Raw genomic sequence first — 13,657 nt, 5'->3', positions numbered from 1 at the left:
CAAGCATGCCAGACGCCGCCGACGGCATCCGACGCCGGGGCGAGCACGACGACGGCCCCGGCGCGGAGCCGGGGCCGTCGAGGAGTGGGCCTAGCCCAGCGAGCGCGCGCGGCGCTTGTTGTAGACGTCGAAGGCCACGGCGAGCAGCAGCACCATGCCCTTCACGAACTGCTGCACGTCGGTCTCGACGCCCATGAGCGACATGCCGTTGTTCAGCACGCCCATGATGAGGCCGCCCGTGATCGCGCCGATCACGGTGCCGATGCCGCCCTGCACCGCCGCGCCGCCGATGAACGCCGCCGCGATGGCGTCGAGCTCGAACAGGTTGCCGGCGCCGGGGCCGGCCGAGTTCAGGCGGCCCGTGAACACGATGCCCGCGAGCGCCGCGAGCATGCCCATGTTGACGAAGAGCATGAAGTCGATGCGCTTCGAGCGGATGCCCGAGAGGTCGGCCGCATGCCGGTTGCCGCCGACCGCGTAGATGTGGCGGCCGAAGCGCGTGCGCGTCATCACGACGGTGTACGCGACCACGAGCACGCCGAGCACCACGAGCACGATCGGCGTGCCGCGCGAGCCCTCCGCGAGGCCCAGCAGGTAGGTGATGAGGACGATGAGCAGGATGCCGAAGCCCGTGCGGGTCCAGAACCACCAGGCGGGCTCGCCCTCGACGCCCAGCTTCACGCGCTTCGCGCGGCCGCGCAGCTGCGAGCCGACGAACAGCACGAGCGTGAGCACGCCGAGGCCCACCGTGATCCACTCCGCAGGGCTCGTCGCCGCCGGGAACAGCTGCGGGAACAGGTAGCCGCCGCCCAGCTGCCGGTACTCGGTGGGGAAGGGCGTGATCTGGGTGTTGCCGAGCGTGATCTGCGTGAGGCCGCGGAAGATGAGCATGCCCGCGAGCGTCACGATGAAGGCCGGGATCCCGACCACCGCCACCCAGAAGCCCTGCCACGCGCCCACGAGCGCGCCGAGCAGGATGCCGACGAGGATGCCGGCCCACCAGGGCCAGCCCCACTGCACGATCATCACGCCCGTCGCAGCGCCGACGAAGGCCGCGACCGAGCCGACCGAGAGGTCGATGTGGCCGGCGATGATGATCATCACCATGCCGATCGCGAGGATCAGGATGTAGCTGTTCTGGACGATGATGTTCGCGACGTTGCCGGCGGTGAGCAGGCGGCCGCCCGTGAGGCCCTGGAACAGCAGGATGATCACGACGAGCGCGATGAAGATGCCGATCTGCTGCACGCGCGAGAGCAGGAAGGCGCCTCCCGTGCGCAGGGCCGAGGGCTTGAGGTCGCGCGCCGCGTCGTCGCGCTTCGTGTCACTGGGCGAGGACATGGTCCGCCTCCTTCTCCTGGGTCATGCGCTGCATGAGGGCCTCCGGGGTGGCCGAGGCGATCGGGAACTCGCCCGTGATCCGGCCCTCCGAGAGCGTGTAGATGCGGTCGCAGATGCCGAGCAGCTCCGGCAGCTCCGACGAGATGACGACGACGGCCTTCCCGTCGGCGACGAGCTGGTTGATGATCGTGTAGATCTCGTACTTGGCGCCCACGTCGATGCCGCGCGTGGGCTCGTCGAGGATGAGCACCTCGGGGTCGGTGAAGAGCCACTTCGAGAGCACGACCTTCTGCTGGTTGCCGCCCGAGAGCTTGCCGACCACCGCGCCGACGTTGGGGGTCTTGATCCGCATGCTCCTCCGGTAGCCCTCGGCGACGATCGTCTCCTCGTCGCCGTCGACGAGCCCGCGCCTCATGAGCTTCGAGAGCGCCGCGGCCGAGATGTTGCGCTTGATGTCCTCGATGAGGTTGAGGCCGTAGGCCTTGCGGTCCTCGGTCGCGTAGGCGAGGCCCGCGCGGATCGCCGCGGGCACCGAGCGCAGGTCGACCTGCTTGCCGTGGACGTAGGCCGTACCCGAGATGCGCGAGCCGTAGGAGCGGCCGAAGACGCTCATCGCGAGCTCGGTGCGGCCGGCGCCCATGAGGCCCGCGATGCCGACCACCTCGCCCGCGCGCACCGTGAGGTTCGCGTCGTGGATGACCACGCGGTCGGACTCGGTGGGGTGGTGCACCCGCCAGTCCTCGATGCGCAGCACCTCCTCGCCGATGCTCGGGGTGCGCTCCGGGTAGCGCGACTCGAGGTCGCGGCCGACCATGCCCTTGATGATGCGGTCCTCGGTGACCTCGGAGGTGACGAGCGTCTCGATCGTGCGGCCGTCGCGGATGACCGTGACCTTGTCGGCGATCGCCTTGATCTCGTTGAGCTTGTGGCTGATGATGATCGACGTGATGCCCTGGCCCTTGAGGTGCCGGATCAGGTCGAGCAGGTGGGCGGAGTCGTCGTCGTTGAGCGCCGCCGTCGGCTCGTCGAGGATGAGCAGCTTCACGTCCTTCGAGAGCGCCTTCGCGATCTCGACGAGCTGCTGCTTGCCGACGCCCACCTCGTTGGCCTTCACCGCCGGGTTGTCGCCGAGGCCCACGCGCGCGAGCAGCTGCTGGGCCTCCTTGTTCGTGGCGTGCCAGTCGATGAGGCCGCCGCGGCCGACGCGCTCGTTGCCGAGGAAGATGTTCTCGGCGAGCGAGAGGTGGGGGCTGAGCGCGAGCTCCTGGTGGATGATCACCACGCCGGCGCGCTCGGAGTCGTTGATGGAGTGGAACGCCACGGGCTCGGCCTCGTAGACGATCTCGCCCTCGTAGGTGCCGTGCGGGTACACGCCCGAGAGCACCTTCATGAGGGTGGACTTCCCGGCGCCGTTCTCGCCGCAGATCGCGTGCACCTCGCCGCGCTCGACGGTGAGGGTGACGTCCGAGAGCGCCTTGACGCCCGGGAACTCCTTGGTGATGCCGCGCATCTCGAGGATCGCCGTCATGGCGCCCTCCCTTCCAAGCGTGGGCCGGCGCGGTCGCGCCGGGGCCGGTGGGGTGGTGCGGGGCAGGGGCGGACCCCCGCCCCGCACCGGTGCTCGCTAGAGCTCGTCCGCGGTGTAGTACCCGGAGTCGATGAGCACTTCCTCGTAGTTGTCGACCGTGACGATGGTCGACTCGAGCAGGTACGACGGGACGATGAGCTCGCCGTTGTCGTACGTCTCGGTGTCGTTCACCTCGGGCTCGCCGCCCGTGAGGAGCGCGTCGACCATCGAGACGGCCTGCTCCGCGAGGAGGCGGGTGTCCTTGAAGATGGTCGAGTACTGCTCGCCGGCGATGATCGACTGCACCGAGCCGACCTCCGCGTCCTGTCCCGTGATGACGGGCAGGGCGTCGGTCGAGTAGCCGCCGGAGGTCAGCGCCGAGATGATGCCGATCGAGAGGCCGTCGTAGGGCGAGAGCACGCCGTCGAGCTCCGTGTCGCCGATGACGGTGAGGATGTTCTCCATGCGCTCCTGCGCCGTCTCGGGCAGCCAGCGGAGGATCGCCGCCTGCTCGAAGTCGGTCTGGCCCGACGGCACGACGAGCGTGCCGTCGTCGATGAGCGGCTGGAGGGTGTCGATCGCGCCGTTCCAGAAGAACGTCGCGTTGTTGTCGTCCGGGCTGCCCGCGAAGAGCTCGATGTTGAACGGGCCGGCCTCGTCGGTGCGCTCGCCGTTCTCGTCGACGACGCCGAGCCCCGTGAGGAGGCTCGTCGCCTGCTGCACGCCCACCTGGTAGTTGTCGAAGGTCGTGTAGTAGTCGACGTTCGGGCTGCCGTTGATGAGGCGGTCGTAGGCGATGACGGGGATGCCCGCGTCGCCGGCCTGCTGCAGCACGTCGGTGAGCGTCGTGCCGTCGATCGAGGCGATGATGAGCGCCTCGGCGCCCGAGGAGATCATGTTCTCGATCTGCGACACCTGGGTGGGGATGTCGTCGTTCGCGTACTGCAGGTCGACGGTGTAGCCGAGGTCCTCGAGCTGCGAGCGCACGTTGTCGCCGTCGGCGATCCAGCGCTCCGACTGCTGCGTCGGCATCGCGACGCCGACGATCTGGCCCTGGCCGCCCGGCTCGGCAGCGCCGTCGCTGCCTGCCGGCTCAGCGGTGCCGCCGCGGCCGCAGCCGGTCGCGATGAGCGCGATCATGCCTGCGGCAGCGACAGCGCCGAGGATGCGGTGCTTCTTCACTGTGGTTCCTTTCCTGGTGCCGCGGTGCGGCTGTGGGTGGTGCGACCGGGAGGGTCGCGGCGAGGGTCCGGCGTCAGCCGAGGCCCTGTGCGAGTCGGTGGTAGGCGGCGTTCCAGCGCACCTCGCGCTCGAAGGCCTGGACGGTGGTGCCCTCGTGGATCTCGAGGAGCTCGATGCCGGTCTGGCGGGCGAGCTCGCGGAAGGCGTCGATGCCGACCTGCGTCGACATGACGGTGTGGTGCGCCGCCCCCGCGGTGAGCCACGCGGCCGCGGAGGTCGCGAGGTCGGGGGCGGGCCGCCACACGGCGTGCCCGACGGGCAGCTTCGGCATCGGCTCGGGCAGCGCGACGTTCTCGACCACGTTGGCGACCATGCGGAAGCGCTCGCGCATGTCGCTCAGCGCGACGACGACGGCCGGGCCCGGGTCGGCGGTGAACACGAGCCGCACGGGGTCGTCCTTGCCGCCGATGCCGAGCGGATGCACCTCGAGGCGCGGCCGCTCGCTCGTGAGGCTCGGGCTCACCTCGAGCATGTGCGCGCCGAGGATCAGCTCCTCGCCCTCGACGAGGTGGTACGTGTAGTCCTCCATGAGCGAGGCGCCGCCCGGCAGGCCCGCACCCATGTGGGCCGCGGCGTGCACGAGGATCGCGGTCTTCCAGTCGCCCTCGGCGCCGAAGCCGTAGCCGTCGGCCATGAGTCGCTGCACCGCGAGGCCGGGCAGCTGCGGGAGGCCGGCGAGGTCCTCGAAGCTCGTCGTGAAGGCGCCGAACCCGCCCGCCTCCAGGAAGCCGCGGAGCCCCGCCTCGATGCGGGCGCCGTCGCGGAGCGACGCGTGGCGCTCGCCGCCCGGGCGCAGCTCGTCGGCGACGTCGTAGGCCTCGAGGTACTCGGCGACGAGCGCGTCGACCGCGGCGTCCGGCACCGCCTCGACGGCGTCGGCGAGCTCGGTGACGCCCCAGGTGTTGACCTGCACGCCGAGCCTGACCTCGGCCTCGGTCTTGTCGCCCTCCGTCACCGCGACGAAGCGCATGTTGTCGCCGAAGCGCGCGACCTTCAGGCTGCGCAGCGCCGCGGTGCCGAGGGCCGCGCGCGACCACGTGCCGATCTCGGCGCGCACGCGCGGGCTCGCGGCGTGGCCGACGACGATCGTGCGGGGCGTGCCCAGGCGTGCGGCGATGTAGCCGAACTCGCGATCGCCGTGCGCGGCCTGGTTGAGGTTCATGAAGTCGAAGTCGATCTCGCTCCAGGGCAGCGCCGCCTCGTGCTGCGTGTGCAGGTGCAGGAGCGGCTTCTGCAGCGCCTCGAGCCCGCCGATCCACATCTTCGCGGGGCTGAAGGTGTGCATCCACGCGACGACGCCGATCACGCGGTCGTCGGCGTTCGCCTCGAGCATCGCGCGGCGGATCGCCTCGGGCGAGGTGAGCACGGGGCGGTGCTCGACCGTGACCGGGATCTCGTCGGCGCCCTGCAGGAGGCCGGCGACCTCCTCCGACTGCGCGGCCACCTGCGCGAGCGTCTCCTCGCCGTACAGCCCCTGGCTCCCCGTGAGGAACCAGACGACCTTCGACGCGGGGTCGGGGATGATGCTCGTCACTCGGTGTCCTCCGTGGTGCTCGCGGCCTGCTGGCCGTAGACGTTCTGGTATCGGTCGAAGAGGCGGTCGAGGTGCCCGGGGACGATCGGGATCGTCGCCCCGCCCTGTCGCGCGAGGTGCATGGTGCGGGCGACGTCCTCGCACATCACCGCGGCCTTCACCGCGTCGCGCGCGTCGCGCCCGATCGTGAACGGGCCGTGGTTCTGCATGAGCACCGCGCGCGAGCGGTGGCCCTGGAGCGTCTCGACGATGCCGCGGCCGATCGAGTCGTCGCCGATGATCGCGAAGGGGCCCACGGGGATCTCGCCGCCGAACTCGTCGGCCATCGCGGTGATGTGGCACGGGATCGCCTCGCCGCGCGCCGCCCACGCGGTCGCGTACGTGGAGTGCGTGTGCACGACGCCGCCGACCTCGGGCATGTGGCGGTAGACGTAGGCGTGCGCGGCGGTGTCGCTCGAGGGCGAGCGCTCGGCGCCGAGGCTGCCGGGCACGACGCTGCCGTCGAGCTCGCAGAGGATCATCGACTCGGGGGTGAGGTCGTCGTAGTCGACGCCCGAGGGCTTGATGACGAAGCGGTCCTCGCCCTCGACGCGGCCCGAGACGTTGCCGCCCGTCCACACCACGAGGCCGTAGCGGGTGAGCTGGGCGTGCAGCGCGGCGACCTCCTCGCGGGCGCGGCGGACGGCGTCGGTCTCGACCGCGCCCGTCTCGACCGCGCTCATGCCGTGGCCTCCGCGGTCTCGCGGGCGGGCTCCGCGACGGCGGCCGACGCGCGCGCCTCGCGCTTCATGGCCTTGAGGCGGCGCATGACGTCGTCGCCGCCGCGGCCGAAGCGGTCGTGGAGGGCCAGGTACTCGGCGTAGAGGGCGTCGTAGGCGTCGGCAGCCGCGGGGTCGGGCACGTAGGCGTCCTCGTCGGCGGCGCCCATGGCCTCCCCCGCCGCGATCGTGTCGGGGTAGGCGCCCGCGGCGACGGCCGCGTGGATCGCCGAGCCGAGCGCCGGGCCCTGCTCGCTCGCGATGACCGAGATGGGCATGCGCAGCACGTCGGCGTAGGTCTGCATGAGGCGTCGGTTGCGCAGCAGGCCGCCGGCGGCGACGAAGCGCTCCACCGTCACGCCCGAGCCGTCGAAGGCCTCGACGATGACGCGCGTGCCGAAGGCCGTGGCCTCCACGAGCGCGCGGTAGATCTCCTCGGGCCGCGTCGTGATGGTCGCGCCGATGAGCAGGCCCGAGAGGTTGGTGTCGACGAGCACCGAGCGGTTGCCCGAGTGCCAGTCGAGGGCGACGAGGCCGTGCGCGCCGACCGGCTCGGCCCAGGCGAGCTCGGTGAGGTGCTCGTGCACGCTGCGGCCGGCGGCCGCGGCCGCGTCGTGGATGGCGGGCGGCACCTGGTTGGCGACGTACCAGGCGAGGATGTCACCGACGCCCGACTGCCCGGCCTCATAGCCCCAGAGGCCGTCGACGATGCCGCCGTCGACGACGCCGCACATGCCGGGCACCTCGGCGAGCGTCTCGCTCGACATGACGTGGCACGTCGAGGTGCCCATGATCGCGAGCATGCTGCCGGGCGCCGTCGCCTTCGCGGCGGGGGCCGTGACGTGCGCGTCGACGTTGCCGACCGCGACGGGGATGCCGGCGGGGAGGCCCGTGAGCGCCGCGGCCTCGGCCGTGAGATGGCCGGCGGCCGCGCCGAGCGCGCCGATCTCGGCCTCGAGCTTCTCGGTGAAGGCCGCGAAGCCGGGGTTGAGGGCGGCCAGGTAGTCGCGGCTCGGGTAGGCGCCGTCCTGCAGGATGCCCTTGTAGCCGGCCGAGCAGGCGTTGCGCACGTAGCGGCCGGTGAGCTGCCACACGATCCAGTCGGCGGCCTCGACCCAGCGGTCGATGCGGGCGTAGACCTCGGGGTCCTCCTCGAGCACCTGCAGGGCCTTGGCGAACTCCCACTCGCTCGAGATGGCGCCGCCGTAGCGCGCGAGCCACGGCTCGCCGCGCTCGGCCGCGATCGCGTTGATGCGGTCGGCCTGCCCCTGCGCGGCGTGGTGCTTCCAGAGCTTCGGGTAGGCGTGCGGCCGGCCGCCGAGGCCGTCGAGGCGGCAGAGCGGGGTGCCATCGTCGGTCACGGGCATCGGGGTGGACGCCGTGAAGTCGGTCCCGACGCCGATGACGCTCGCCGGGTCGATGCCGGAGGCGCGGACGGCGGCCGGCACCGCGCGGCGCAGGACCTCGAGCCAGTCGTTGGGCTCCTGCAGCGCCCACTCGGGCGCGAGCCGCTCGCCGGTGGCGGGGAGGCGGTCGTCGATCACCGCGTGCGCGTACTCGTGGACGGCGCTGCCGAGCTCGGCGCCGTCGGCCACGCGGACGACGATCGCGCGGCCCGAGAGCGTCCCGAAGTCGATGCCGATCACGTGGCGGTCGGCCTGGGCGCCGGCGGCCGCGCTGGGCTGCGCGCTCTCTCGCATGGTGACTCCGTCGTCTCGTGCGGCAGCTGCCGCAGTGCAGTGCGGCCACTGTATGCGAAACGGTCACAACTTCGCGACACCGTGATCGGATCGTGACATCTGATCGGTGCGGCCCGTCGCCGCGCGCGGGCTAGCCGCGCGGCCGTGCGGTCGAGGCGCGCTCGACCAGCGTCGGCGGGATCCGCAGGTGCACGAGGCCGGAGCCCCCGCCGAGGTCGTCGAGCAGCACCCGCATCGCGGCCGACCCCACCTCCTGGAACTCCTGCCGCACGGTCGTGAGCGCCGTCGGGTAGTGCGGCGCCTCCGGCACGTCGTCGAAGCCCACGACCGAGACGTCCTCGGGCACCCGCACCCCGGCGTCGCGGCACGCGTGCAGGAGGCCGAGGGCCATCTGGTCGTTGCCGACCGCGATCCCCGTGGCCCCGAGCGCGAGCGCCGCGGGCCCCTCGGCGTAGCCGGAGTCCGGCGTCCAGTCGCCCTCGAGCGTGCCGACGAGCTCGAGCCCGAGCTCCGCGACGCGCTCCTCGACGCCGCGCGCGCGGGCGCTCGCGTCGATCGAGCCCTGCGGCCCGCGCAGCTGCGCGATGCGGCGATGCCCGAGGCCGGCGAGGTGGTCGACCGCCATCCGGGCCCCGAGCCGCTGGTCGATCGCGACGGAGTGGCCGAAGGCGAGGCCCGTCGGCTCGAGCGTCACGTAGGGCACCTCGACCCGCAGCTGCCCGAGCGCCTCGAGCACCGCGGTCTCGGCGACCGAGACGACGAGCGCGTCGATGTTCGTCTCGCGCAGGAAGGTGAGGCCCGCAGCGAGGTCGTCGACGCTGCCGGAGGCGGCGTTCGTGAGCGCGATCCGGTAGCCGGCGTCGCGCGCGGCCGTCTCGATCGCGATCTGCTGGGTCTGCGGGCCGTAGTCGGTCGTCGGCAGCGTGAGCAGGCCGATGGTCCGGGAGCTCCGGCGCACGAGCGCGCGCGCCGCGGCGTTCGGCCGGTAGCCGAGCTCGACGATCGCCGCCTCGACGCGCGCGAGCGTCTCGGCCTTCACGTTGGGGTGCCGGTTCAGGGCGCGGGAGACCGTCTGGTAGCTGACCCCGGCGCGCGCGGCGACGTCGCGGATGTTGGGCCGCCGCTCCCGCTCGCTCGCCATCGTGCCTCCCGGTGCGCACTCGTCGCGCTCCCCCAGCATCCCACCTCGCCGCCCTGCGTGGTGACCGTTTCGCACGGATGGGGGCGCCGAATGCTCACCAGCTGTCGGCGAGCTCCTCGAGGCGCGTGAGGGAGTCCTGCCAGCCGTCGCGGATGTCGTCGACCTCATCGAGCGGCGCCGACTGCTCGACGTGCACGAGCGTGCCGCCGTCCTGCTCGGCGAAGCGCACCTCGACGAGCTGCTCGCCCTGCGATCCCTCGGCGGCGAGCCAGTCCCAGCTGAAGAGCAGGCGCCTGCCCTCCTCGACCGCGACGTAGCGGCCCTGCACGCCGACGCCGCCCGACGCCGTGCGGAAGCGGTACCACCCGCCGACGCGCGCTTCGGCCTCGTAGCGGGCGTCGTCGAACATCGGCCACCACCAGCGCTCGAGGCCCGCCGGGGTCGTCCACAGGTCCCAGACCTCGTCGACGGGGGCATCCACCCACGCGTCGACGACCGCGCGCTCGTCGTGGCCCGTGCCGCTCCAGTCCGTCATGCCGCCACCGTATCCGGCCGCGCCCGCTGCGGGGCTATCGTGGGTCGAACGGTGCGAGACCCTGGCGCCGCGCTCGAGAGGCCCCCTGCATGACCGCCCTCCCCCCTGCCGACGGCCTCACGCGCTCTGAGCGCCTCGACCGGCTGCCGTTCACCCGCAGGCACGGACGCCTGCTCGGCACCTCCGGCATCGGCTGGGCGCTCGACGCGATGGACGTCGGCCTCGTCTCGTTCGTGATCGCCGCGCTCTCGCAGCAGTGGCAGCTCGAGCCCACCGAGACCTCGTGGATCGCCTCGATGGGCTTCGTCGGCATGGCCATCGGCGCGACCGTCGGCGGCCTGCTCGCCGACCGCATCGGGCGCCGCAGCGTCTTCGCACTCACGCTCGTGGTGTACGGCCTCGCCACCGGAGCCTCCGCGCTCGTCACGGGCCTCGCGGCGCTCCTCGCGCTGCGCTTCGTCGTCGGCCTCGGCCTCGGGGCCGAGCTGCCCGTCGCCTCGACCCTCGTGAGCGAGTTCGCCCCCAAGCGCATCCGCGGCCGCGTCGTCGTGTGGCTCGAGGCCTTCTGGGCCGTGGGCTGGATCGCCTCGGCGGTCATCGGCACCTTCGTGATCGGCGCCTCCGACGACGGCTGGCGCTGGGGCCTCGCGATCGGCATGGCGCCCGCGATCTTCTCGATCGTCATCCGCTTCGGCGTGCCCGAGTCGGTGCGGTACCTCGAGTCGCGCGGCCGCCTGCCGGAGGCCGAGCGCACCGTTCGGTCGTTCGAGGAGGCCGCGGGCGTGCCCGCGCCGGCCGACGTGCCGGAGGTCGTGGTCGCCGAGGCGGTGCCGGAGGCCGAGCGCACCTCGATCTGGTCCCGCGAGCTGCGCGGCCGCACCGCTGCGCTCTGGACGGTGTGGTTCTGCGTGAACTTCTCCTACTACGGCGCCTTCATCTGGATCCCGACGCTGCTCGTCGCGCAGGGCTTCGACCTCGTGCGCTCGTTCCAGTTCACGCTCATCATCACGCTCGCGCAGCTGCCGGGCTACGCGACCGCCGCGTTCCTCATCGAGCGCTGGGGCCGCCGCCCCACGCTCACGCTCTTCCTCGTGGGCTCGGCGCTCGCGGCCGGCTGGTACGGCACCGCCGACGCCGAGGCCGCGATCATCGCCGCGGGCTGCGCGCTGTCGTTCTGCAACCTCGGCGCGTGGGGCGCGCTGTACGCCGTGGGGCCGGAGCTCTACCCGACGACGGTGCGCGGCACGGGCACGGGCGCGGCGGCGGGCTTCGGCCGCATCGCCTCGATCCTCGCGCCGCTCGCGGTGCCGCCGCTCCTGGGGTTCGGCGGCGAGGCGCTGCTCTTCGGCGTCTTCGCCGCGGCCTTCGCGATCGCCGCGGTCGCCGCCTGGCGCATCCCCGAGCATCGCGGCAAGCCGCTCGCGTAGTCGCGCCGCGGGCGGGGAGGCCGCGGCGCGGCTCGGCCAACGGGTGGGGCGGCCTAGGGCGCAGGCTCCGGGTCGCGGCGCGCGCCCTGCGAGGCGTGCACGGCGAACACGGTCGGGCGGGCGTGCCCCGCGGCCTCGACCGCGTCCGCGACCTCCGCCTGGATGCGCGTCGACTCGGCGACGTCGACGAGCGCGATCGCCGCGCCGCCGAAGCCGCCGCCCGTGAGCCGCGCGCCGAGCGCGCCGGCCGCGACCGCGACCTCCACGGCCGCGTCGATCGCGGGCACGGAGTCCTCGAAGTCGTCGCGCTGCGAGCGGTGCCCGTCGGTGAGGATCGGCCCGATCTCGCGCGGCCGGCCGGCGCGGACGAGCGCCGCGACCTGCGCCGCGCGCGCCGTGTCGGTCACGACGTGCCGCATCCGCCGGTGCACCGCTGCGGGCATCCGGGCCGCCCAGCCCTCCACCGCCTCCGGAGCGATCTCGCGCAGCGTGCCGACGCCCGCGATCCGGGCGGCCTCCTCGCACTCGCGGCGGCGGTCGCCGTAGCCTCCGGTGGCGTGGTCGTGCCGCACGAGGGAGTCGATGACGAGGATCTCGAGCCCTGCGGCCTCGAAGCCGAGCGGCACCTGCTCGGCAGAGCCCGCGGCGAAGTCGAGCAGCACCGCGTGGTCGCGCCGGGCGAGCAGCACCGCCGACTGGTCGAGCGTGCCGGTCGGGGCGCCCACGACCTCGTTCTCGACGAGCTGCCCGATGCGGATGAGCGCGTGCGCGTCGGCGTCCAGGCCCCACAGCTCCACGAGCGCCACGAGCACGGCGGACTCGAGCGCCGCCGAGGACGAGACGCCGACGCCCACGGGCACGTCGCTCGCGACGAGCGCGTCGAAGCCCGTGCCCTCCACCCCGAGCTCGCGCCGCAGCACGTGCGCGGCGCCCAGCACGTACCGGCTCCAGCCCTGCGCGTCGAGCGCGCGGTCGAGGCGCGTGGCGATCACGCCGTCGCCCTGCGCGAACCCCGAGGCCACGCGCACCGCGTCATCGTCCCGGAGGCGCACCGCGACCCGCGTGCGGCGGTCGATGCCGAAGGGCAGCGCGAGGCCGCCGTTGTAGTCGGTGTGCTCCCCGATGAGGTTGACGCGGCCGGGCGCCGACCAGACGCCCGTGGGCTCGGCACCGAACAGGGCCGCGAACGCCTCACGCACGGGGCACCGCCAGCGCCTCGACCGGGCGCAGCTCGTCGGCGCGTGCGATCGCATCGCGCAGCCGCGCGGCGCCCTCCTCGGACGCGATGTCGCCCACCCAAGCGCCCATCGCCGCCTCGCTGCCGGCGAGGAACTTCAGCTTGTCGGCCGCGCGGCGCGGGCTCGTCACGTGCCAGGTGAGCCGCACGTCGTCGCGGTGCGCGGCCACGGGGGCCTGCAGCCAGCCCGCGATGTACGGCAGGGGCGCGTCGTAGAGCGCGTCGAGGCCGCGGGCGAGGCGCAGCGTGAGCACGGCGAGCTCGTCGCGCTCCTCCGGCGTCGTCGCGGCGAGGTCGGGCACCTGCCGGTGCGCCATGAGCTGCACCTCCACGGGCCAGCGCGCCGCGAAGGGCACGAAGGCGGTGAAGTGCTCGCCCGCGATGAGCACGCGCGGGCCCTGCCGCTCGCTGTCGAGCACGTCGGCGAACAGGGCGGGCCCGTACTCCTCCACCGAGGCGCAGATGCGGCGGATGCGCTGTGGCACGGAGGGGTAGCCGTAGATCTGCCCGTGCGGGTGGTGGAGCGTCACGCCGATCTCGACGCCGCGGTTCTCGAAGGGGAAGACCTGCTCGATGCCCGGCACGGCCGAGAGCGCGCGGGTGCGCTCGGCCCAGGCCTCGACGACGGTGCGGGCGCGCAGCGTCGACTGGGTGCCGAACGAGCCCTCGCGGTCGGGGCTGAAGCACACCACCTCGCAGCGGCCGATCGCGGGGCGCGCGGCGCCGATCGCGATCCGCGAGCCCTCGCGGCCCGTCGCGACGGGCGTCGCGGGCTCGGGCAGGTCGTCGCCGAGGACGCCCGGGCCGAAGGAGGGCGAGCGGTTCTCGAACACGGCGACGTCGTAGTCGTCGGGGATCTCGCTCGGGTTCGTCGCGGTCTGCGGGGCGAGCGGATCGAACTCGGCGGGCGGCAGGTGCACGCGGCCCTGCCGAGCGGTCGCGACGGTGATCCACTCGGCGCTCAGCGCATCGAAGCGCATCGTCGGCGTCGCGGGGCGCGGGTCGAGGGCGCGCTCGTCGGCGCGGCGCTCGCGCTCGGGGCTCCCGGCGTCGTCGAAGTAGACGAGCTCGCGGCCGTCGGCGAGGCGCGTGGAAGTCTGGCGGATCGCGGTCACCCGACGAGCATGCCGCATCCCGTGCGTGCATGCGCGGATTTGTGCGAAGGTGTGCGTATG

Annotated in this window: 11 protein-coding genes; 1 reads left to right on the top strand and 10 read right to left on the bottom strand. The window is 73.2% G+C overall.

What is annotated here, in order from left to right:
* Positions 1-90: 90 nt before the first annotated feature.
* From mmsB to OVA14_RS06765, 8 genes are all read right to left on the bottom strand, one after another.
* Positions 91-1,341, bottom strand: coding sequence for a multiple monosaccharide ABC transporter permease (mmsB, locus tag OVA14_RS06800; RefSeq protein ID WP_267503186.1), 1,251 nt, complete (start codon positions 1,339-1,341; stop codon positions 91-93).
* Positions 1,325-2,869, bottom strand: a complete 1,545-nt coding sequence (gene mmsA / locus OVA14_RS06795) for a multiple monosaccharide ABC transporter ATP-binding protein (protein WP_267503185.1) — start codon at positions 2,867-2,869, stop codon at positions 1,325-1,327. The genes mmsB and mmsA overlap by 17 nt, the downstream gene beginning before the upstream one ends.
* A 96-nt stretch (positions 2,870-2,965) precedes the next feature.
* On the bottom strand, positions 2,966-4,090 hold the full coding sequence (chvE, locus tag OVA14_RS06790; RefSeq protein ID WP_267503184.1) for a multiple monosaccharide ABC transporter substrate-binding protein: 1,125 nt from the start codon (positions 4,088-4,090) through the stop codon (positions 2,966-2,968).
* A gap of 73 nt (positions 4,091-4,163) precedes the next feature.
* Complete coding sequence (araA, locus tag OVA14_RS06785; RefSeq protein ID WP_267503183.1) at positions 4,164-5,684, bottom strand: L-arabinose isomerase; 1,521 nt, start codon at positions 5,682-5,684, stop codon at positions 4,164-4,166.
* Positions 5,681-6,406 (bottom strand): L-ribulose-5-phosphate 4-epimerase, encoded by a 726-nt coding sequence (locus OVA14_RS06780; protein WP_267503182.1) that lies wholly within the window; start codon positions 6,404-6,406, stop codon positions 5,681-5,683. The genes araA and OVA14_RS06780 overlap by 4 nt, the downstream gene beginning before the upstream one ends.
* Positions 6,403-8,142 (bottom strand): ribulokinase, encoded by a 1,740-nt coding sequence (gene araB, locus OVA14_RS06775; protein WP_267503181.1) that lies wholly within the window; start codon positions 8,140-8,142, stop codon positions 6,403-6,405. The genes OVA14_RS06780 and araB overlap by 4 nt, the downstream gene beginning before the upstream one ends.
* A gap of 130 nt (positions 8,143-8,272) precedes the next feature.
* A complete protein-coding gene (locus OVA14_RS06770) occupies positions 8,273-9,283 on the bottom strand; it encodes a LacI family DNA-binding transcriptional regulator (protein WP_267503180.1) in 1,011 nt (336 codons plus the stop codon).
* A gap of 94 nt (positions 9,284-9,377) precedes the next feature.
* Entirely contained in the window at positions 9,378-9,818 is a 441-nt protein-coding gene (locus OVA14_RS06765) for an SRPBCC family protein (RefSeq protein ID WP_267503179.1), read from the bottom strand.
* An 89-nt stretch (positions 9,819-9,907) separates the two neighbouring features.
* On the opposite strand from OVA14_RS06765, the gene OVA14_RS06760 reads away from it, so the two are divergent.
* A complete protein-coding gene (locus OVA14_RS06760; RefSeq protein WP_267503178.1) occupies positions 9,908-11,245 on the top strand; it encodes an MFS transporter in 1,338 nt (445 codons plus the stop codon).
* Positions 11,246-11,298: 53 nt separating this feature from the next.
* On the opposite strand, the gene galK is transcribed toward OVA14_RS06760, so the two are convergent.
* A complete protein-coding gene (gene galK, locus OVA14_RS06755) occupies positions 11,299-12,444 on the bottom strand; it encodes a galactokinase (RefSeq protein WP_267503177.1) in 1,146 nt (381 codons plus the stop codon).
* Positions 12,437-13,615 (bottom strand): galactose-1-phosphate uridylyltransferase, encoded by a 1,179-nt coding sequence (galT, locus tag OVA14_RS06750; RefSeq protein ID WP_420710566.1) that lies wholly within the window; start codon positions 13,613-13,615, stop codon positions 12,437-12,439. The genes galK and galT overlap by 8 nt, the downstream gene beginning before the upstream one ends.
* Positions 13,616-13,657: the final 42 nt, after the last annotated feature.

The sequence above is a fragment of the Agrococcus sp. SL85 genome, assembly GCF_026625845.1.
GTDB lineage: Bacteria > Actinomycetota > Actinomycetes > Actinomycetales > Microbacteriaceae > Agrococcus.
This window is presented reverse-complemented; position numbering and strand designations above follow the sequence as displayed.

Bases quoted from the DNA above. Each gene is read 5' to 3' on its own strand.
- mmsB (WP_267503186.1), bottom strand. From the start codon at position 1,341: ATGTCCTCGCCCAGTGACACGAAGCGCGACGACGCGGCGCGCGACCTC.
- mmsA (WP_267503185.1), bottom strand. From the start codon at position 2,869: ATGACGGCGATCCTCGAGATGCGCGGCATCACCAAGGAGTTCCCGGGC.
- OVA14_RS06780 (WP_267503182.1), bottom strand. From the start codon at position 6,406: ATGAGCGCGGTCGAGACGGGCGCGGTCGAGACCGACGCCGTCCGCCGC.
- araB (WP_267503181.1), bottom strand. From the start codon at position 8,142: ATGCGAGAGAGCGCGCAGCCCAGCGCGGCCGCCGGCGCCCAGGCCGAC.
- OVA14_RS06770 (WP_267503180.1), bottom strand. From the start codon at position 9,283: ATGGCGAGCGAGCGGGAGCGGCGGCCCAACATCCGCGACGTCGCCGCG.
- OVA14_RS06765 (WP_267503179.1), bottom strand. From the start codon at position 9,818: ATGACGGACTGGAGCGGCACGGGCCACGACGAGCGCGCGGTCGTCGAC.
- OVA14_RS06760 (WP_267503178.1), top strand. From the start codon at position 9,908: ATGACCGCCCTCCCCCCTGCCGACGGCCTCACGCGCTCTGAGCGCCTC.
- galT (WP_420710566.1), bottom strand. From the start codon at position 13,615: ATGCGGCATGCTCGTCGGGTGACCGCGATCCGCCAGACTTCCACGCGC.